This window comes from Rhodoferax sp. GW822-FHT02D07 (assembly GCF_058802405.1).
This window is the reverse complement of sequence record NZ_JBXAOD010000005.1, coordinates 267,976-285,282: the sequence shown is the minus strand read 5'-3', so window position 1 is coordinate 285,282 and position 17,307 is coordinate 267,976. Positions and strand designations below refer to the sequence as shown.

Sequence of the window (17,307 nt, the reverse complement as noted above, 5' to 3'; positions counted from 1 at the left end):
GCGATGTAGGTGAGCAGGTAGATGCCCACGATCAGGCCCAGGGGCTTCAAGCCAATGCTGGGCAGGCCGCCTATGCAGACGCCGAAGATGAGGTTGGCCAGGATGATGAAGACCAGGGGCTTCCAGGCGAAGCGGCCTATCTTGTCGCCGTCCGGGGTTTCGACGACCAGGGCTTTGAAGGTGATGGCGGCTCCCAGGATGGCCAGCAGCACGCCCAGGGCCAGGGGGAAGTAGCCCGGGCCCATGCGGGCTCCGTCTCCCAGCGTGTAGCCCGTGGCTCCCCACGCAAACGACACCCCTACGCCCATGAACATCAGCCCGGCGAAGAAGTCTTTTTGGCTTTGTAGCTTCAAGTGAATGCTCCTCGTTGTTGTTGTGTGCCGCCATGGCGCAGGGTGCGCGCAGGCAGCGTTCTTGACGAACCGCGAAGCGTAGTCATGCCGCGCCGCCCCGGTAACTGTGGCCTTCAACAGCTAGGGTTTACCCGGGCGGGTCTTGCTGCACGGCATCCTGCAGGGCTTCCAGCCAGGGCAGGCCGATGCGGCGCGCGAGGTCGGCCTGCACCGGTTGCACGGCGGCCTGCAGGCGCGCGCGCTGCGCTGCCGTGGGGATGTGAATGCGGATGGCCCCGCTCACGTGCAGGGTGGCCAGGGCCTTGTCGTTGTGCGCGTCGGCAATGCTGTTGCCAAACACCAGGGCCTCGCGCAGCGCCTGCTGCAAGAGCTCCCGGTCACGCGCGGGCAGGCGCTCCCAGAAGCGCTGGTGCGCCACCACGGCATAGCCCAGGTAGCCGTGGCTGGTGAGGCTAAGGTCGTGCTGCACGGCCTGCATGCTCTGGGTGGTGAAGTTGGAGATGGGGTTCTCGGTGCCATCCACCACGCCGGTTTCCAGCGCGCGCCGGGTTTCGCTGAAGGGCAGGGTGACGGGGCGTGCGCCCAGGGCGCGCATCTGCTGCGCAATCACGCGCGAGGCCTGCACGCGCATGCGCAGGCCCACGAAGTGCTCTGGCTCCAGCAGCGGGCGGTTGGCGCTCATGTGCTTGAAGCCGTTGTCGAAATAGCCCAGGCCCAGCAGGCGCTGGCGACCCAGGCGCTCCAGCAGGCGTTGGCCCAGCGGGCCCTGGGTGATGCGGCGCACCTCGGCCACGCTGTCGAACACAAAGGGCAGGTCAAACAGCTCGAATTCGGGAAAGCCGATGGGCCCGAACTTGGAGAGCGAGGGCGCCACCATGTCGACCGCACCCAGCTGCAGGGCCTGCATCTCGTCGTGGTCGCCATAGAGCTGGCCCTGGGGGTAGATCTGCACGCGGATGCGCTGCTGGGTGCGTGCCTCCACCAGGGTGCGAAAGCGCTCCAGCGCCATGCCCTTGGGCGTGTCGGGCGCCACCACATGGGAGAGCCGGATGGTGGTGCCGCTGGCCGCGCGGCTGCCGGTGCTGCCCAGCGCAGCCAAGGCCAGCGTGCGCTGCAGCCATTGGCGGCGGCCGGAGGCTGCGGGCAGGGTGTGCGCGGACATGGCCGCTATTATGCGAGCGCACCTTCTTCCTTTGCCCATGCCAGACCGCCCCCGCCACGACTTTGCCCTGCTGCGCCAGGCCAGTGCGGGCCAGGCCCTGCGCAGCCGCTGGCCGGGTGTCTGGCTGGTGGGTTCCATGGTGTTGGTGCTGGCCTCGGTGGTGGCGCTGGTGCTCTACCTGCAGCATTTCGAAGCCGAAGAAGACGCACGCCGCCAGGCCGCCGATACCCAGTGGCTGGAGCAAAGCGTGCAGTTCCACTTCCGCCGCCTCGAAGACGATTTGCGCGCCGCCATGCGCCAGAACGCGGATGTGCAAGGTGGCCTGCTGTGGCGCGAGCCCGGTGTGCTGCTGGACCAGGGCTGGGTGGCCGCCACCTCCGCCACGCCGCCTGCGCGCTGGGTGGCAGATGGAGCGCGCCATCCGCAGAACGCCCAGGCGCTGGACACCATGCAGGCCACCACGCGCGGCCTGCGCCGCTCCGCCTATGCGGGCCCCATGTTGCAGGCCGATGGTGCGCTGAGCGACAGCGTGTGGGTGGCCGTGCCTTATTTCGAACGCGGCCAGTTCGGCGGCAACTATGTGGCTGCTCTCTCGCTGGAGCAGGCAGTGCGTGCGCTGGTGCCGGCCTGGTTTACGCAGGACCACCAGGTGCGCCTGGTGCTCGACGAAGGCCAGCCTGCGCCCCTGCTCGGGCCGGGAGGCCAGCGCCCTTACCGCGCGGCCATGAATCTGGCGGGTACGGATGTATTCCTCGAAGTAAGCCCGATGCAGGAGCAGCCCGCCACCGTGCCGCGCATCTTCCTGCTGGTGGCCATGGTGTTCCTGGGCGGCATGCTGGTGAGCCTGTGGGCACTGCGGCGCGACATCGTCAAGCGCCAGCAGGTGCAGGCGCGGCTGGAGGACGAGGTGGCGCTGCGCATGGCCATGGAGAACTCGGTGACCATCGGCCTGCGTGCCTGGGACCTGGGCGGCAAGGTGCTCTATGTGAACGAGGCCTTTTGCCGCATGGTGGGCTACACGGTGCAGGAGCTGGTGGGCGAGTCCGCGCCCATGCCCTACTGGCCGCAGGACCATGGCCGCCTGCAACAGGTGCACGACCACATTCTGGAAAAAGGCACGCAGGGTCAGGGCATTGAAGTGCAGTTCCAGCACCGTGGCGGCCACCTGATTGACGTGCTGATCCACGAGGCGCCGCTGCTTGCGGCCGATGGCACGCATCTGGGCTGGATGAGTTCGGTGCTCGACATCAGCGAACGCAAACGCGCCCAGCGCCTGGCCGCGCAGCAGCAGGAGCGGCTGGAGGCCACGGGTCGCCTCGTAGCCGTGGGCGAAGTGGCTTCCACGCTGGCGCACGAACTCAACCAGCCGCTGGGTGCGCTCAGCAGCTTTGCCACGGGGCTGCAGAACCGCTTGCTGGCGGGCAGCATCAGCCCGCAGGAAACGGTGCCGGTGGTCACGCGCATGGCGGGCCTGGCGGAGAAGGCCGGACGCATCATCCAGCGCGTCAACGCGATTGCGCGGCGCCGCGAAATTTCGATGCAGCGCCTGGACCTGGTGGCCCTGTTGCAGCGCCTGGTGTCTACAGAGCTGGAGGCGCCACCATCACTGTGGGTTGAGGCTGATGAGTTGCTGCTGGAGCATCTGGTCAACAACCTGCTGGGCAATGCACAGGAAGCCACGGCGCCGGGCGCTGCCCGGGTGCAGGTACGCCTGCATGCCGATGAGGCACGCCGGGTGGCGGTGCTGGCCGTGGCTGACTCGGGACCCGGCGTGCACGAGGACGTGGCTGCCCATGTGTTCGAGGCCTTCTACAGCACCAAGGACGGCGGCATGGGCATGGGCCTGGCCATCTGCCGCTCCATCGTCGAGGCCCACCATGGCGAGATCAGCGTGGACCGCGACCCGGTGCTGGGCGGTGCGCGGTTTACGGTGGAGTTGCCACTGGCCGAATCCCTCGCGGCACCGCTGGCGGCACAATAGACCCCGAGGCAGACACCCATGAGCAGCAACAGCGCCATCCATATCGTTGACGACGACCCCGACATGCGCGAGGGCCTGGCCTGGCTGTTTGACTCGCGCGGCCACAAGGCTGCCACCTGGGACGGCGGCTTGCCGTTTCTGGAGGCCGTCAAGGCGCTGGGCGGCCAGTGGCCGCAGGCCGTGGTGCTGCTCGATATCCGCATGGCGCCCATGACCGGGCCGCAAGTGTTTGAGCAACTCAAGGCCCTGGCCTGCCCCTGGCCGGTGCTCTTCCTCACCGGCCATGGCGATGTGGGCATGGCCGTGGCGGCCGTGAAGAACGGGGCCTGGGACTTTCTGGAAAAACCGTTTCAGGACAACGTGCTGGTGGACCGCGTGGAACAGGCCCTGGCCGCGGCTGCGGCCGATGGCGACGCCAACCAGGAGGCACACCGCTTGCGCTATGCCCTGGCCTCCCTCAGCCCGCGCGAGCGCGAGGTACTGGACCAGCTCATCCTGGGCCACTACAACAAGAACATTGCCGACCACCTCGGCATCACCCCGCGCACCGTGGAGTTCCACCGTGCCAACATCTTCGACAAGATGGGTGTGAGCTCGGCCATCGAGCTGGCCCACAAGGTGGGCCGCCTGCAGCCCATCGTCAAACCCCAGCCCTAAGAGCCTGCTTGCGCTCCCTATGGGGTCACGTTGATGTGCAAATCGCCCGATTTCGCATCAACCCGAAGGGCAAGGTTCTTTTCGGGCGGTCTGCGTCGTTACAAAGCCTTGCTGGGCGCGAGCCCAGCTACGTTTTGCGTCTAGCATCCCATCTCGAAAAGAACCTTGCGTGACCCCATAGGGAGCGCAAGCAGGCTCTTGGCGCCCTTTGCGGTCCCCGTACAAACCCCAAGATGGGCGTGGCACGGAACTGGCTAGTATCGATCGGTAACCTGACCAATTGGTTAGGTTGTGAGCGATGAACTGGCGGTTGTGCCTTCATTTGGTGCAACCATGACCCAAGCACTGAGCGTCAATGAACCATTCCGAAGCACTCAAGGGGCAACTCGCCCCTCCGGCCGCAGATTCTTCCGCCACCGCGTCGGCACGCAAGGCCGTGGAGGTGCGCGATGCCAGCGTGGTCTACCAGACCGCTGACACACCGGTCCACGCCCTCAGCAATATCTGTCTGGATTTCCATGAGGGTGAATTCGTCTCCCTCATTGGCCCCAGCGGCTGCGGCAAGACCACGCTGATGCGCGTGATTGCCGATCTGGAGCACATCAGTGCGGGCGAGGTGCTGGTCAACGGTGTGAGCCCACATGATGCGCGCTTGGCCCGCGCCTATGGCTATGTCTTCCAGGCGCCGGCCTTGTTCCCCTGGCGCAATGTGCTGGCGAACGTGACCTTGCCCTTGCAGATCCAGGGCAAAGGAAAAGCCGAGGCCAAAGCCATTGCGCTGGAGCACTTGGAGCGCGTGGGCCTCAAGGGCTTTGAGGGCAAGTACCCCTGGCAGCTCTCGGGCGGCATGCAACAGCGCGTCTCGATCGCGCGCGCGCTGTCCTTCGAGCCCAAGATTCTGATGATGGATGAGCCCTTTGGCGCGCTGGATGAAATCACGCGCGACCGGCTCAACGAACAGCTGCAGCAGCTCTGGCAGCGCGAGCGCCGCACGGTGGTGTTTGTGACGCACAGCATTGCCGAGGCGGTGTACCTGTCCACCAAGATCGTCGTCATGTCACCGCGTCCGGGGCGCATCGTCAAGGTGATCGACTCCACGCTGCCCGATGAACGCCACCTGGGCTTGCGGGACACGCCCGAGTTTGTGGCCCTGGCCCATGAGGTGCGCGAGGCCTTGGCGGATGGCCACCATGGCTGAAGCGAAGAAGAGCCTGCTGCAGCGTGCCACGCACGACTGGCTGCCAGTGGCCGTCGTGTTGCTGGCCGTGGTGCTGGCCTGGTACGGCGCGGCCTGGGGTCTGAATGCCCAAGGCGCCATCGAACGTGTGCTCGACGAAGAGGCTGGCTACACACAGATGGAGCTGTTCGAGGCCACCATGAGCATGGAGCGCCCGCTCATGCCCGCGCCGCACCAGGTGGTGATGGACTTTTACGAGAGCCTCACCGAGTGGCCGATCGACTCGCCGCGCAACCTGATCTACCACGTGCTGGTCACGGGCCAGAGCACCTTGTTGGGTTTTGCCATGGGCACGGCGCTGGGCCTCTTGCTGTCGGTGCTCATCGTGCACAGCCGCACGCTGGACAAGGCGCTGCTGCCTTGGATTGTGGCCTCGCAAACCGTACCGGTGTTGGCCATTGCACCCATCGTGCTGGTGGTGCTGGGCAGCCTGGGATTTTCGGGCACAGCGCCCAAGGCTTTTATCGCCATGTACCTCTGCTTCTTCCCCGTTACCGTGGCCATGGTGCAGGGGCTGCGCTCGCCGCAGAAGATTGAGACCGAGATGATGCACACCTATGCGGCCTCGCGTTGGCAGTCCCTGTGGCTGCTGCGTCTGCCCTCGGCCCTGCCTTTTCTCTTTCCCGCGCTGCGCGTGGGCGTGGCTGCGGGCCTGGTGGGCGCCATGGTGGCCGAGCTGCCCACGGGTGCGCAGGCCGGCCTGGGCGCGCGTCTGCTCACGGGTTCGTACTACGGGCAGACGGTGCAAATCTGGTCGGCTCTGGTGATGTCGGCCCTGTTGGGCTTGGTGCTGACCGGTGCGGTGGCTGGCGTGGAACGCCTGGTGCTGCGTAGCCGCGGAGGTATCGCATGACGCCCGTCTGGTTCTGGCCCGCCATGGCCCTGCTTGCCGCCGTGGCGGCCTACAGTGTTTGCCGCGTTGCGGCCCTGCAGGGGCGGCGCTGGTCGGGCAGCGCCACGGCCGCGCTGTTCGGCATCTGGGTGGTGGTGTTCTGGGAGATTCTGGTGCGTGCGCTCGATGTGCCGCGCGTGCTGTTGCCTGCGCCCAGTCTGGTCATCGGTTCGCTGTTTGATCACGCGCCCAAGCTCTGGGGCGACTTTGTGCAGACCGTGGGCAAGGCCGTGTTGATCGGCTGGGCGCTGGGCTGCGGCCTGGGTTTTGTCGTGGCGGTGGCGATTGACCGCATGCCCTTCCTGCAGCGTGGCCTGCTGCCCGTGGCCTCGCTCACCAGCGCTATTCCGCTCGTCGGCGTGGCGCCCATTGCGGTCATGTGGTTTGGCTTCGAGTGGCCGTCCAAGGCCGCGGTGGTGGTGCTCATGACCTTCTTCCCCATGCTGGTGTCCACGCTGGCCGGCCTGCAGGCCGCGGGCAAGCTGGAGCGCGAGCTCATGTACAGCTACGCCGCCAGCTACCCGCGCACGCTGGTGGCGCTGCGCCTGCCTGCGGCGCTTCCCTTCATCTTTGGCGCGCTCAAGGTCAACGCCACGCTGGCCCTGATTGGTGCCATCGTCGCCGAGTTTTTTGGTTCGCCCACCTCGGGCCTGGGTTTTCGCATCAGCACCGAGGCCGCGCGCATGAACATGCCGCTGGTCTGGGGCGCGATTGTGGTGGCGGCCGTCACGGGTTCCGTGGCCTACGCCTTGCTTGTACAGCTGGAGCGCCGCGCGGCGTTCTGGCATCCCTCAGTGCGCGAAGGGTGAGCCCGCGCTTGGTCCGTGTTGCGTTTTTCCATTAACCCGTAGAAGGAGCTTTCCATGATTCGTTCTTCCCAATGCGCCAAGAGCCTGCTGGTTCTGGCGCTGGCCGCTGCCGGCTTTGCCGCGCAAGCCGCCGACAAGGTGACTGTGCAGCTCAAGTGGGTGCCGCAAGCCCAGTTTGCCGGCTACTACGTGGCCGCAGCCAAGGGCTTCTACAAGGACGCCGGCCTGGACGTGACCATCAAGCCCGGTGGCCCTGACATTGCGCCCACCCAGGTGATCGCTGGCAAGCAGGCTGACATCGTGGTCGACTGGATGCCATCGGCCCTGGCCGCGCGCGAAGCCGGTGTGCCGCTGGTCAACGTGGCCCAGGTGTTCAACCAGTCCGGCCTCATGCTGACCTGCAAAAAGTCCAGCGGCGTCGCCAGCCCCAAGGACTTCAAGGGCAAGACCCTGGGCGTCTGGTACGGCGGCAACGAGTACCCCTTCCTCAACTGGATGGGCAAGCTCGGCCTGAAGACCGACTCCGACATCAAGATCCTGAAGCAGGGCTTCAACGTGGATCCTCTGTTGCAAAACCAGGCCGCCTGTATCTCCACCATGATTTACAACGAGTACTGGCAAGTGGTGGACGCGGGTGTGAAGGAAAAAGACCTGGTCACTTTCTTCTATGAAAAAGAAGGCGTGGCCACGCTGGAAGACGGTTTGTACGTGCTGGAAGACAACCTGAAAGACCCCGCCTTCGTCGCCAAGATGGGCAAGTTCCTGAAGGCCACGCTCAAGGGCTGGGACGCTGCAGTGAAGGACCCTGAAGGTGCGGCCAAGGCTGTGGTGGCTGCGGACACGTCCGGCAGCGCCAGCCTGAAGGTGCAAAAGCGCCAGATGGAAAACGTGGCCAAGCTGATCACCAACGCCGGTACCAAGAAGATTGGTTATCTGGAACCCGCCGCCTATGAGCGCACCGTCAAGGTGCTGCTGGCCGGCGGCAGCGATCCCGTGATCAAGAAAGACCCGGGCAAGGCTGCGTATTCGCACGCCATCTATGACGCTGCGCAGAAGTAACTGAATAATCGGCGACATGAACAAAGTTGCCGACGCTCCCAAGGGCCTCATTCGCCAGGCGAATGAGGCCCTGATACTTTCCGCCGCCGAGAAAGTGTTTGCGCGCGCCGGTTTCGGCGGTGCCACCATGGCCGCCATCGCCGAGGCCAGCGGCCTGCCCAAGGCCAATCTGCATTACTACTTTGGCAGCAAGGACGTGCTCTACCGCGAGGTACTCGCCCGCATCCTGAGCGACTGGCTGGCGCCCACGCATGGCATCACGGTCGACGCCGACCCCAAAACCGCCTTGGCCCAGTACATCCGCGACAAGATGGAACTCTCAGCCCAGCGGCCCGATGGCTCCAAGGTCTGGGCCAACGAACTGCTGCATGGGGCCCCCGTGGTCAAGGCCTTGCTGGCGACCGAGCTGCGCACCCTGCTCATGGAAAAGGCCGCCGTGGTGCAAGCTTGGGTGGATGCCAAACGCATGGCGCCCGTGGACGGTGTGCACCTCTTCTTCACCATCTGGGCCGCGACCCAGACCTATGCCGACTTCGATGTACAGATCTGCGCTGTACTGGAGCAGAGCGCCCTCACCCCCCAAGACTTCGAACGCGCCACCGAGCATGTGGTGTCGCTGATCCTGCGTGGCTGCGGTTTGTAGGAAAAATCGCCGTCAAGCCGCGTATTCATTGCGCGAGCAGTTTCTTATTTGATAGCAATATCGGGTGCCTGAGCGACGGCGTCACTCAGCTGCTCGCGGCTTCGCTGTGCAACCACGAGAGAAAGGCCTCCACCGCCGGACGTTTCGCATGGCGCTCGGGGTAGACGGCGAAATGCGCCTTCACGCGGATAGCCTTGTCCATGCCGAAAGGGGCTTTGAGCTTGCCCTCGGCCAAGTGTCCTGCTGCGTTGGTCGCGCTCTCCAGCGCTACGCCCAGGCCTTGGGTTGCGGCGTCCAATGACATCTGGGCGCGGTCAAAACGCAGTGCAAACCGATCGGGTGCGCGCACGGGGGTGAATCGGCCAAACCAGTCGGACCACTGCACCACGCTCACATTGCTCTGGATCAACGGGACCTCCAGCAGTTGCTCCACCCGCTTGAGCTTGCGCGCCTTGATGAAGGCTGGGCTGGCCAGCGGTACCAGCGATTCGACAAACAGCGGTTCCACCACCAGGTCGCCCCATTGCGGGATGCCATAGCGGATGTCGATGTCTGACTGACCCAATGCAAAGTCGCTGGGGGTGTGGGCCGCCGAGAGGTTGAGCGAAATGTCGGGGTAGGCCTGGGCAAAGCGATGCAGCCGCGGCATGAGCCACAAGCTGGCGATACTAGGTGCCGAATGCACATAGAGGCTGTTGCGAATGCCCTGACGCAGGTCGTCGGTAGCGGTTGAGATGGCGTTCAGTGCGGCACCCACGTGCACCAGGTAATGCTCCCCCGCCGGACTCAGGCGCACCCCGTGGGCACTGCGCTCGAACAGACGAATTCCCAGATGGGATTCCAGTCGCGCGACCTGGTGGCTGATGGCCGATGCCGTAAGGTGCAGTTCGGCTGCGGCCAATGCAAAGCTGCGGCGGCGGGCCACGGCTTCAAAGGCCTGCAAATTGGCAATCGGCGGCAAAGCGGACATCGGGACAACCCTGACTTCAGATGAAGGATGTTCATCTTACGCTGACATTTAATCGCTTGTCTTCAACTTGGGTGGCTTCCAGAATCCGGCCTCAGAACAGGAGACAAGGCACCACGGGTGCACCGACACGATGGCCCCGTTGGGCTGCCAAGCGTCTCCTGCCTTTGTTCCACCGACAGGAGACCACACATATGTTGCTGAAAGACCAGGTTGCCATCATCACCGGCGGTGCCGGCGTCAACGGCTTGGGTTATGCCACCGCCCGCCTGATGGCGGCGCATGGCGCCCGGGTTGCCATTCTCGATCTGGAGCGTGCGGACCCGGCTGCTGCTGCGGCCCAACTGGGGGCCGGTCACATTGGCCTGGTTGCGGATGTCACTGACAAATCCTCGTGCGAAGCTGCAGCGGTTGCCGTGCTGAAAGCCTTTGGTCGTATCGACGCCCTGGTCAACAACGCAGGCATTACCCAGCCGGCAAAGACGCTGGAGATCACCGGCGCGGACTATGACCGCATCCTGGACGTCAGCCTGCGCGGCACGCTCTATATGTCACAAGCGGTGCTGCCATCCATGCGTGCGCAGCAAAGCGGCTCCATCATCTGCATCTCCTCGGTGTCCGCCCAGCGCGGGGGGGGCATCCTCGGCGGGCCTCACTACTCCGCAGCCAAGGCTGGTGTACTGGGTCTTGCACGCGCCATGGCGCGTGAATTCGGCCCCCAGAGCATCCGGGTCAACTGCATCACCCCCGGCCTGATCGGTACCGACATCATCAAGGGCAAGCTCACCGAGGAAAAAAAAGCCGAGATTGCAGAGACCATCCCGCTGGCCCGATTGGGACGTGCAGAAGACATCGCGGGAGCTTGTGTATTTTTGGCAAGCCCCTTGTCCGCGTACTGCACCGGCATCACGCTGGACGTGAATGGCGGCATGCTCATCCACTGATTTTCATCTGACCCACAAACACACAAGGAGACAACACCATGCAACGTAAGACTTTTACCCGCTCCCTGCTGGCCGTGGCCGCATTGGCAGCTGCACTGCCCCTGGCAGCCCAGGCCCAGGCCGTCAAACTCACACTGGGTCACGGCGCGGCACCCGGCAACCCTCGTCACGAAGCTGCGGTCAAATTCGCCGAAGTGGTCAAGGCCAAGACGGCAGGCCGCATTGAAGTGCAGGTCGCGCCTTCTGCCCAGCTGGGCGATGACGCCGCCATGGTGACCGCATTGCGCACCGGCGCGTTGGACATGTCCGCCAACTCGCAGGGAGCGGTGTCGGCGGCGGTGCCCGAGTATGCGGCCTATGGCATGCCTTTCCTGTTCTCCTCCCCCGCGCAGGCTTTCAAGCTGCTCGATGGTCCGCTGGGCCAGGAGCTGGCGCAAAAAACAGCAGAAAAAGGCATGGTCGTGCTGGGCTACTGGGACAACGGTATCCGCCACATGACGAACAGCAAGCGCCCGATCACCAAGGTCGAGGACATGAAAGGCCTGAAGATGCGCACCCCGCCCGACGCCGTGCTGGTGGACATCATGCAGGCCCTGGGTGCAGACGCGCAGCAGATCAAATTCGCTGAGCTGTATGTCGCACTGCAGCAGGGTGTGGTGGACGGTCAGGAAAACCCCTTGGTCAACATCCACGCCAGCAAGCTGTATGAAGTGCAAAAGCACCTGGCGCTGACCAGCCACATGTTCCAGATGACGCCCTTCTTGATGAGCAAGCGTACCTGGGACAAGCTGTCGGAGGCGGACCGCAAAGCTGTGCAGGAGGCAGCAACCGAAGCTACCACGCTGCAGCGCAAGATGTCGCAAGACGCCGATGACAAACTGCTGGCCGAACTCAAGGCCAAGGGTGTCCAAGTGACGACAGTGGACAAGGTCGCCTTCGCCAAGGCCACATCGGCAGTTGATGACAAATGGCTGGCCACGCCCATTGCACCCTACCTCAAGAAGGTGATTGCAGCCGCGCGCTGAGGGGCGGACTGGGGAACACCATGAACACCTTCATCGAGTGGATCAACCGCAGCATCGGGCACATGTGCCGGTTTGTGCTGTACGTCACGCTGACGCTGACGTTTCTCATTTTGAGTGTCAACGTGGGGCTGCGCTATGTGTCGGGCACCAGCCTGGCCTGGGCGTCCGAGCTGCCTGAGCTGATGTTCCCCTGGATCATCATGTCTGGCGTGGTGCTGGCCGCACAACACGGCTCGCACATTGCCGTGGTGCTGCTTACCCAGCGCCTGGGCGCCAGCCGCCGCTGGGTGCTGGCGGGCGGGGCTGTCCTCGTCGCCGTTCTATACCTGGGGCTGACCTGGGCCACCTTGCCGCTGATGGAAATTTCGGCGGATGAGTACACCCCCATTCTCAACGTGCCCGGCTCGGTCACGGTGGGTTGCCTGATGGCGGGATTCGTATTGCTGGCTGTGGTCACTCTGACCCAGATTCCGGCCCTGTGGCGCAGCACTTCTGCAGACGCTGCAACGCAAGGAGATACACCATGACCATTCTCATCATTGGCCTGTTCATCATCGCGGCGCTCGCATCCATCCCGATTGCCCACGCATTGGTACTGTCTTCGGTGGGGGCCCTGCTGATGTTGGGTCGCATTCCGGTGGATCTGGCTGTGCAGCAGATGATTTCGCAGGTGCAGAGCTTTCCGCTCATTGCCATCCCCTTCTTCATGCTAACGGGTGCTCTCATGGTGAGCGGCAAGCTGGGCCAGAGCCTGGTGAATCTGCTCTCCATGATGATTGGCCGCGTACACGGTGGGCCTGCGCAGGTGGGCGTGTTGTCGTCCACCATCTTTGGTGGGGTATCGGGCTCGGCCGTGGCAGATGCTTCTGCCATCGGCTCCATGCTTATCCCCTGGCTCAAGAAGCTGGGCTACCCGGCACCGTTTGCTGCCGGCACGCTGGCTGCCGCTGCCACCATCGACATCCTGATTCCGCCTTCGATCCCGATGATCGTGTACGCACTGGTCTCTGGCGCCTCGATTGGTGCATTGTTTGTGGCTGGCATTTTGCCGGGGCTGCTGATGTGTGGTGGCTTCATGCTGGTCTGCTACATCCAGGGTCGCCGCCGCAACTTCCCGCGCGACACCACGCCCTTCGAGTGGAGCGCCTTCGGTCAGCAACTCCTGCAAGCCGGTCCAGCCCTGTTGATGCCGGTGCTGATCATCATCTTCCTGCGCTTTGGCATTGCCACGCCCACCGAAGTCAGCGTGATGTCTACGTTGTATGCCCTCGTGGTCTCAGGCTTGGTCTATCGGGACCTGACTTTGGCCAAGCTGAAGCACGCCGCAGTTGAGGCCGGCATCTCCACCGGCGTGGTGCTGCTGATCATCATGGCGTCAAGCATCGTGGGCTGGATCGTGACCTACGAGCAACTGCCTGCCGCATTCACCCGCTTTGCCACCGAGACACTGCAGTCGCCCTGGCTGATCATCCTGGCCATGAACCTGATCATGCTGGCCACAGGCATGTTCATTGACCTGCCCGCCGCCGTGCTGCTGCTGACCCCAATGTTCGTTCCCCTGGCCTCGGCCGTGGGCATGGACACCGTTCAGCTCGGCATCATGATGATCGTGAACCTCTCCATCGGGCTCTACCACCCGCCCATCGGTACCACGCTGTTTATCACCAGCACCATCGCCAAAGTGCGCATCGGGGATGTGGTGATGGAGCTGATTCCCTTCTACATCGTCGCCATCGGTTTGCTGCTGGGCTTTGCATACCTGCCTTGGCTCACGATCCACTGACACACCATCCTAGAAAGCATTCTTATGAGTAACTTGGAGCCACTGAGCGCCCGCGCCTACCGCATCCGCCGCTACGCCCTGCGCATGGGCGAAGTCCAAGGCCAGGGCTATATCGGCCAGGCCTTGGGCTGGGCCGACGTGTTGGCCGTGGCCTATGGCCATGCCCTCAAACTCAAACCCGAAGACCCCACCTGGGAGGGGCGTGACCGCTTCCTGCTTTCGCACGGCCACTACGCCATCGCCCACTACGCTGCACTCATCGAAGCCGGTGTGGTTCCTGAGGATGAGCTGGAGACCTACGGCAGCGACGACAGCCGCTTGCCCATGAGTGGCATGGCCACCTACACGCCAGGGATGGAAATCTCGGGTGGCTCCTTGGGCCAGGGCCTGGTGATCGGCGTAGGCATGGCGCTGGGTCTCAAGCAAAAGCGCAACCCCGCTTTTGTCTACAACTCCATGAGCGACGGCGAGCTCGACGAGGGCTCCACCTGGGAAGCCGCCATGTCTGCGGCGCACCACCAGCTCGACAACCTGATCTGCCTGGTCGACATCAACAATCAGCAAGCTGATGGCCCCAGCAGCAAGGTGCTGGGCTTTGAGCCGCTGGCTGACAAGTGGTTGGCTTTTGGCTGGCATGTGCAGCGTGTGGACGGCAACGACCTGGCCGCCGTGCTGGCCGCCTTTGACACCGCGCGCAGCCTGAAAGAAGCCAAACCCCGCGTGATCCTGTTCAACACCCTGATGGGCAAGGGCGTGCCTTTCCTGGAGACGCGTGACAAGAACCACTTCATCCGCGTGGACCCGCCCGAGTGGCAGCAGGCCATCGCCATCCTGGACCAATCCGCCCCCGAAGGAGCTGCCGCATGAACACCGTTGCCGACAAAAAACCGCGCCTCACCACCTCCGCCATGATCGCCTCCATCGCTGGCGAAGGCCAGCGGGTGAAGGCGGCTCCCTTTGGCAAGGCCCTGGTGGAGCTGGCTGCCAACCGCCCTGAGATCGTGGGCATGACGGCCGACCTGGCCAAATACACCGACCTGCATCTGTTCGCACAGGCCTACCCCGAACGCTTCTACCAGATGGGCATGGCCGAGCAGCTACTCATGGGCGCAGCCGGTGGTATGGCCAAGGAAGGTCTGATTCCCTTCGCCACCACTTACGCGGTGTTCGGCACCCGCCGCGCTTATGACTTCATCCACCAGGTGATCGCCGAGGAAAACCTCAACGTCAAGATGTGCTGCGCGCTGCCCGGGCTGACCACGGGCTATGGCCCCAGCCACCAGGCCACCGAAGACCTGGCCATGATGCGAGGCATCCCCGGTCTGACCATCATCGACCCCTGCGACGCGCTGGACATCGAGCAGGCTGTGCCGCAGATGGCGGCGCACAACGGACCCGTCTACATGCGCCTGTTGCGCGGCAATGTGCCTCTGGTGCTGGACGAGTACGACTACCAGTTTGAGCTGGGCAAGGCCAAGCGTTTGGTGGACGGTGATGAGGTGCTCATCATCTCCAGCGGCTTCATGACCATGCGCGCCCTCGAAGTGGCGCAGGCGCTCAAGGCCGACAACATTGACGTAGCTGTGCTGCACTGCCCGACCATCAAGCCGCTGGACGAGGCCACCATCCTCGCCGAAGTAGGCGCCAAGCCCCGCCTGGTCGTGGTGGCGGAGAACCATTCGGTGATCGGTGGCCTGGGCGAAGCGGTGTCCAGCAGTCTGCTGCAAAACGGTGTGCAGCCTGCGCGCTTCCGCCTGGCTGGTTTGCCCGACGCGTATCTGGACGCGGGCGCCTTGCCCACGTTGCACGACCGTTACGGTATCAGCACTAGCGTATTGGCGAGCCGGATCAAGGCTTGGTTGGGTTGAGCGTCACGCTTGCAGGGGCGTTGGTCTGTTGGGCATAAAAGAGGTCATTGGGTCGCACAGATATTGCGCGAGCAGCTCCTAAATCAGGAGCGCTCTGCAGTATCCTCGGGGCCATGCAGTGGCTTGAATTTTTGCGAAAGTGGCGCGCGCCTCCGACTGCGGAGCAGCGTGCGCGCGCCCTGATACAGGCGTTGGATGCGGGAGGACTTCCGCTGAACGCCGCCATCGTCAACGATATCGCCCGGCAGCTGGGGCTGGAGGTGTCGAGCAAGGCAGCAATGGACGATACCATTGCGCGCATCCGCCGGGCTCTGGGGCGCGTGTAGGGCATCCATGCCTTACCATCACCCCCCATGAAAACCACCTACATTTTTGGCGCCATCCTGCTGTGCAGCATTGCCGGTGCGCTGGTTGGCTCGCGTGCCACCAAGACCGTTTTGCTGGTGGGTACTGGCGTACTCTCGGCCTATGGCCTGTTCCGCATTCTGGGCTGAGGCCCGCAACCTGTTTTTGAACCATGAATGAACCCGCACAACGCCCCGAACTGCCCGATCACCTGTCTATCGATCCGCGCAGCCCGCACCACATTGCCGCCGTGTTCGAGCACGACATCGGCATCCGCTTCAACGACAAGGAGCGCATGGATGTGGAGGAATACTGCATCAGCGAAGGCTGGATCAAGGTACCCGCCGGCAAGACGGTGGACCGCAAGGGCAAGCCCCTGCTGATCAAGCTCAAGGGCAAGGTCGAGGCCTTCTACCGCTGAGGCTGGCCCCGCGCCCCAAAAGAACAAAGGCCCTTGCGGGCCTTTTTTGTTGCGTCGGCTTACTCGGGCGTGACGAACACGCGCGCCTTGCGCGGCGTCAGCACCACCACTTCCCCTTCTTTCAGCTCCAGTGCGGCAAATTCCTGTGCGCCGATCTGGGCTTCGATGATGTCGCCGCTGCCGGCGGCGCTGCTGTCTTGCGGCAGCAGTTCCAGGCGGGCGATGGGGCCCACCACGATGGCGCGCACCAGCTTGGCGGCAATGCCAGTCTGGCCGCTGCCGGCGACAAAGCGCTGCACAGCCAGGTCGTGCGGACGCACATAGGCATAGGCCTTGGCGTCTTGGGCCTGCGCGTGCTCGGGTGTTGCCAGGCGCACGCCCTGTTGGGCTTCACCAATCAGCATTTCGCCCTCGTGGGCACGACCGTGGAACAGGTTCACGTCGCCCAAAAAACCGTACACAAAGGGGCTGGCCGGGTGGTCCCAGACCTGCTGTGGCGAGCCGATCTGTTCGATATTGCCGCTGTTCATCAGCACCACGCGGTCGGCCACTTCCAGCGCCTCTTCCTGGTCGTGCGTCACAAAGATGCTGGTCACATGCAGGTCGTCATGCAGGCGGCGCAGCCAGCGGCGCAGTTCCTTGCGCACCTTGGCGTCCAGCGCGCCAAAGGGCTCGTCCAGCAGCAGCACCTTGGGTTCCACGGCCAGCGCGCGGGCCAGCGCAATACGCTGGCGCTGGCCGCCCGACAGTTGCGCCGGGTAGCGGTCCGACAGCCAATCCAGCTGCACCAGGCCCAGCAGCTCGTGCACCTTCTGCTTGATCACGTCTTCCGACGGGCGGCTGGCGCGCGGCTTCATGCGCAGGCCGAAGGCCACGTTGTCAAACACCGTCATGTGGCGGAACAGGGCGTAGTGCTGGAACACGAAGCCGACGTTGCGCTCGCGCACATGGACGTCGGTGGTGTCTTCACCGCTGAAGAGGATGTTGCCCTGGTCGGCGGTTTCCAGCCCGGCGATGATGCGCAGCAGGGTGGTCTTGCCGCAGCCGGATGGGCCCAGCAGGGCGACGAGTTCGCCGGACTCGATGTCCAGGTTGACGTTCTTCAGGGCCTTGAAGCTGCCGAAGTCCTTGCTGACGTTGCGAATTGCAATGCTCATGATC

At 64.0% G+C, this 17,307-nt stretch carries 20 protein-coding genes; 16 read left to right on the top strand and 4 right to left on the bottom strand.

All coding sequences use genetic code 11. The features are described 5' to 3' along the window. A partial coding sequence (locus AC1RNN_RS13985) for a tripartite tricarboxylate transporter TctB family protein (protein ID WP_493089504.1) occupies positions 1 to 353 on the bottom strand: 353 nt, incomplete at its 3' end. Positions 354 to 480: 127 nt separating this feature from the next. Beyond that, complete coding sequence (locus AC1RNN_RS13980) at positions 481 to 1,515, bottom strand: DctP family TRAP transporter solute-binding subunit (RefSeq protein ID WP_493089505.1); 1,035 nt, start codon at positions 1,513 to 1,515, stop codon at positions 481 to 483. A gap of 37 nt (positions 1,516 to 1,552) precedes the next feature. Between AC1RNN_RS13980 and AC1RNN_RS13975 the strand changes: the two genes are divergently transcribed. The 7 genes from AC1RNN_RS13975 (at position 1,553) to AC1RNN_RS13945 (ending at position 8,793) form a co-directional block, all read left to right on the top strand. Continuing rightward, positions 1,553 to 3,496, top strand: a complete 1,944-nt coding sequence (locus AC1RNN_RS13975) for a two-component system sensor histidine kinase NtrB (RefSeq protein ID WP_493089507.1) — start codon at positions 1,553 to 1,555, stop codon at positions 3,494 to 3,496. A gap of 18 nt (positions 3,497 to 3,514) precedes the next feature. Then, positions 3,515 to 4,153, top strand: a complete 639-nt coding sequence (locus AC1RNN_RS13970) for a response regulator transcription factor (RefSeq protein WP_493089509.1) — start codon at positions 3,515 to 3,517, stop codon at positions 4,151 to 4,153. A 355-nt stretch (positions 4,154 to 4,508) separates the two neighbouring features. Continuing rightward, positions 4,509 to 5,351: an ABC transporter ATP-binding protein gene (locus AC1RNN_RS13965; RefSeq protein WP_493089511.1), complete on the top strand. Its 843-nt coding sequence runs from the start codon at positions 4,509 to 4,511 to the stop codon at positions 5,349 to 5,351. Continuing rightward, positions 5,344 to 6,243, top strand: a complete 900-nt coding sequence (locus AC1RNN_RS13960; RefSeq protein WP_493089512.1) for an ABC transporter permease — start codon at positions 5,344 to 5,346, stop codon at positions 6,241 to 6,243. Before AC1RNN_RS13965 ends, AC1RNN_RS13960 begins: the two co-directional genes overlap by 8 nt. Further along, positions 6,240 to 7,091, top strand: a complete 852-nt coding sequence (locus tag AC1RNN_RS13955) for an ABC transporter permease (protein WP_493089514.1) — start codon at positions 6,240 to 6,242, stop codon at positions 7,089 to 7,091. Before AC1RNN_RS13960 ends, AC1RNN_RS13955 begins: the two co-directional genes overlap by 4 nt. 54 nt (positions 7,092 to 7,145) lie before the next feature. After that, complete coding sequence (locus AC1RNN_RS13950) at positions 7,146 to 8,150, top strand: ABC transporter substrate-binding protein (protein ID WP_493089515.1); 1,005 nt, start codon at positions 7,146 to 7,148, stop codon at positions 8,148 to 8,150. A gap of 16 nt (positions 8,151 to 8,166) precedes the next feature. Continuing rightward, on the top strand, positions 8,167 to 8,793 hold the full coding sequence (locus AC1RNN_RS13945; protein WP_493089516.1) for a TetR/AcrR family transcriptional regulator: 627 nt from the start codon (positions 8,167 to 8,169) through the stop codon (positions 8,791 to 8,793). An 85-nt stretch (positions 8,794 to 8,878) separates the two neighbouring features. On the opposite strand, the gene AC1RNN_RS13940 is transcribed toward AC1RNN_RS13945, so the two are convergent. Further along, positions 8,879 to 9,763 (bottom strand): LysR substrate-binding domain-containing protein, encoded by an 885-nt coding sequence (locus tag AC1RNN_RS13940; protein WP_493089517.1) that lies wholly within the window; start codon positions 9,761 to 9,763, stop codon positions 8,879 to 8,881. Positions 9,764 to 9,954: 191 nt separating this feature from the next. Between AC1RNN_RS13940 and AC1RNN_RS13935 the strand changes: the two genes are divergently transcribed. From AC1RNN_RS13935 to AC1RNN_RS13895, 9 genes are all read left to right on the top strand, one after another. Further along, a complete protein-coding gene (locus AC1RNN_RS13935) occupies positions 9,955 to 10,704 on the top strand; it encodes an SDR family NAD(P)-dependent oxidoreductase (RefSeq protein ID WP_493089518.1) in 750 nt (249 codons plus the stop codon). A 38-nt stretch (positions 10,705 to 10,742) separates the two neighbouring features. Then, positions 10,743 to 11,729 (top strand): TRAP transporter substrate-binding protein, encoded by a 987-nt coding sequence (locus AC1RNN_RS13930; protein WP_493089519.1) that lies wholly within the window; start codon positions 10,743 to 10,745, stop codon positions 11,727 to 11,729. A gap of 20 nt (positions 11,730 to 11,749) precedes the next feature. After that, positions 11,750 to 12,256, top strand: coding sequence for a TRAP transporter small permease (locus tag AC1RNN_RS13925; protein WP_493089520.1), 507 nt, complete (start codon positions 11,750 to 11,752; stop codon positions 12,254 to 12,256). Continuing rightward, entirely contained in the window at positions 12,253 to 13,512 is a 1,260-nt protein-coding gene (locus AC1RNN_RS13920) for a TRAP transporter large permease (RefSeq protein ID WP_493089521.1), read from the top strand. Before AC1RNN_RS13925 ends, AC1RNN_RS13920 begins: the two co-directional genes overlap by 4 nt. Before the next feature lie 24 nt (positions 13,513 to 13,536). Continuing rightward, positions 13,537 to 14,379: a transketolase gene (locus AC1RNN_RS13915; protein ID WP_493089522.1), complete on the top strand. Its 843-nt coding sequence runs from the start codon at positions 13,537 to 13,539 to the stop codon at positions 14,377 to 14,379. After that, complete coding sequence (locus AC1RNN_RS13910) at positions 14,376 to 15,380, top strand: transketolase family protein (RefSeq protein WP_493089523.1); 1,005 nt, start codon at positions 14,376 to 14,378, stop codon at positions 15,378 to 15,380. Before AC1RNN_RS13915 ends, AC1RNN_RS13910 begins: the two co-directional genes overlap by 4 nt. Positions 15,381 to 15,493: 113 nt before the next feature. Further along, the gene (locus AC1RNN_RS13905) at positions 15,494 to 15,706 is read left to right on the top strand and encodes a hypothetical protein (RefSeq protein WP_493089524.1); all 213 of its coding nucleotides are present in this window, start codon (positions 15,494 to 15,496) and stop codon (positions 15,704 to 15,706) included. A gap of 27 nt (positions 15,707 to 15,733) precedes the next feature. Further along, positions 15,734 to 15,874: a hypothetical protein gene (locus AC1RNN_RS13900; protein WP_493089525.1), complete on the top strand. Its 141-nt coding sequence runs from the start codon at positions 15,734 to 15,736 to the stop codon at positions 15,872 to 15,874. Positions 15,875 to 15,897: 23 nt separating this feature from the next. Then, positions 15,898 to 16,146, top strand: a complete 249-nt coding sequence (locus tag AC1RNN_RS13895; RefSeq protein ID WP_493089526.1) for a DUF3297 family protein — start codon at positions 15,898 to 15,900, stop codon at positions 16,144 to 16,146. Positions 16,147 to 16,205: 59 nt separating this feature from the next. Here AC1RNN_RS13895 and AC1RNN_RS13890 read toward each other — a convergent pair whose 3' ends face one another. Next, positions 16,206 to 17,303 (bottom strand): sulfate/molybdate ABC transporter ATP-binding protein, encoded by a 1,098-nt coding sequence (locus AC1RNN_RS13890; RefSeq protein WP_493089527.1) that lies wholly within the window; start codon positions 17,301 to 17,303, stop codon positions 16,206 to 16,208. Positions 17,304 to 17,307: the final 4 nt, after the last annotated feature.

What these genes read in the sequence shown, in the direction of transcription:
- AC1RNN_RS13980 (WP_493089505.1), bottom strand. Translation starts at nt 1,515, where the DNA reads ATGTCCGCGCACACCCTGCCCGCAGCCTCCGGCCGCCGCCAATGGCTG.
- AC1RNN_RS13895 (WP_493089526.1), top strand. Translation starts at nt 15,898, where the DNA reads ATGAATGAACCCGCACAACGCCCCGAACTGCCCGATCACCTGTCTATC.
- AC1RNN_RS13930 (WP_493089519.1), top strand. Translation starts at nt 10,743, where the DNA reads ATGCAACGTAAGACTTTTACCCGCTCCCTGCTGGCCGTGGCCGCATTG.
- AC1RNN_RS13925 (WP_493089520.1), top strand. Translation starts at nt 11,750, where the DNA reads ATGAACACCTTCATCGAGTGGATCAACCGCAGCATCGGGCACATGTGC.
- AC1RNN_RS13965 (WP_493089511.1), top strand. Translation starts at nt 4,509, where the DNA reads ATGAACCATTCCGAAGCACTCAAGGGGCAACTCGCCCCTCCGGCCGCA.
- AC1RNN_RS13970 (WP_493089509.1), top strand. Translation starts at nt 3,515, where the DNA reads ATGAGCAGCAACAGCGCCATCCATATCGTTGACGACGACCCCGACATG.
- AC1RNN_RS13975 (WP_493089507.1), top strand. Translation starts at nt 1,553, where the DNA reads ATGCCAGACCGCCCCCGCCACGACTTTGCCCTGCTGCGCCAGGCCAGT.
- AC1RNN_RS13910 (WP_493089523.1), top strand. Translation starts at nt 14,376, where the DNA reads ATGAACACCGTTGCCGACAAAAAACCGCGCCTCACCACCTCCGCCATG.
- AC1RNN_RS13915 (WP_493089522.1), top strand. Translation starts at nt 13,537, where the DNA reads ATGAGTAACTTGGAGCCACTGAGCGCCCGCGCCTACCGCATCCGCCGC.
- AC1RNN_RS13890 (WP_493089527.1), bottom strand. Translation starts at nt 17,303, where the DNA reads ATGAGCATTGCAATTCGCAACGTCAGCAAGGACTTCGGCAGCTTCAAG.
- AC1RNN_RS13950 (WP_493089515.1), top strand. Translation starts at nt 7,146, where the DNA reads ATGATTCGTTCTTCCCAATGCGCCAAGAGCCTGCTGGTTCTGGCGCTG.
- AC1RNN_RS13900 (WP_493089525.1), top strand. Translation starts at nt 15,734, where the DNA reads ATGAAAACCACCTACATTTTTGGCGCCATCCTGCTGTGCAGCATTGCC.
- AC1RNN_RS13905 (WP_493089524.1), top strand. Translation starts at nt 15,494, where the DNA reads ATGCAGTGGCTTGAATTTTTGCGAAAGTGGCGCGCGCCTCCGACTGCG.
- AC1RNN_RS13940 (WP_493089517.1), bottom strand. Translation starts at nt 9,763, where the DNA reads ATGTCCGCTTTGCCGCCGATTGCCAATTTGCAGGCCTTTGAAGCCGTG.
- AC1RNN_RS13960 (WP_493089512.1), top strand. Translation starts at nt 5,344, where the DNA reads ATGGCTGAAGCGAAGAAGAGCCTGCTGCAGCGTGCCACGCACGACTGG.
- AC1RNN_RS13935 (WP_493089518.1), top strand. Translation starts at nt 9,955, where the DNA reads ATGTTGCTGAAAGACCAGGTTGCCATCATCACCGGCGGTGCCGGCGTC.
- AC1RNN_RS13920 (WP_493089521.1), top strand. Translation starts at nt 12,253, where the DNA reads ATGACCATTCTCATCATTGGCCTGTTCATCATCGCGGCGCTCGCATCC.
- AC1RNN_RS13955 (WP_493089514.1), top strand. Translation starts at nt 6,240, where the DNA reads ATGACGCCCGTCTGGTTCTGGCCCGCCATGGCCCTGCTTGCCGCCGTG.
- AC1RNN_RS13945 (WP_493089516.1), top strand. Translation starts at nt 8,167, where the DNA reads ATGAACAAAGTTGCCGACGCTCCCAAGGGCCTCATTCGCCAGGCGAAT.